The following is a 618-nucleotide window of genomic DNA, read 5'->3' on the forward strand; positions in this document are numbered from 1 at the left end:
GGTGACAAACCGGAGGAAGGTGGGGATGACGTCAAATCATCATGCCCCTTATGACCTGGGCTACACACGTACTACAATGGCCGGTACAACGGGCTGCGAAGGAGCGATCCGGAGCTAATCCTACCAAAGCCGGTCTCAGTTCGGATTGCAGGCTGCAACTCGCCTGCATGAAGTCGGAATTGCTAGTAATCGCGGATCAGCATGCCGCGGTGAATACGTTCCCGGGTCTTGTACACACCGCCCGTCACACCACGAGAGTTTACAACACCCGAAGCCGGTGGGGTAACCGCAAGGAGCCAGCCGTCGAAGGTGGGGTAGATGATTGGGGTGAAGTCGTAACAAGGTAGCCGTATCGGAAGGTGCGGCTGGATCACCTCCTTAATCGACGACATCAGCTGCTCCATAAGTTCCCACACGAATTGCTTGATTCATTGAAGAAGACGAAAGAAGCAGCCCGAAATTGGGTCTGTAGCTCAGTTGGTTAGAGCGCACCCCTGATAAGGGTGAGGTCGGCAGTTCGAATCTGCCCAGACCCACCAATTTTGTGTGGGAAACGCCTGTAGAAATACGGGGCCATAGCTCAGCTGGGAGAGCGCCTGCCTTGCACGCAGGAGGTCA

General features: G+C 55.3%; 1 tRNA gene and 1 rRNA gene. Both read left to right on the top strand.

The features are described 5' to 3' along the window. Positions 1–381, top strand: a 16S ribosomal RNA gene (locus H4Q31_RS11945); the annotation flags it as partial. A gap of 81 nt (positions 382–462) precedes the next feature. Further along, positions 463–539, top strand: a tRNA-Ile gene (locus H4Q31_RS11950). The last annotated feature ends 79 nt before the right edge of the window (positions 540–618 follow it).

The organism is Cohnella lubricantis (assembly GCF_014212015.1).
In the GTDB taxonomy this organism is placed as follows: Bacteria; Bacillota; Bacilli; order Paenibacillales; family Paenibacillaceae; genus Cohnella; species Cohnella lubricantis.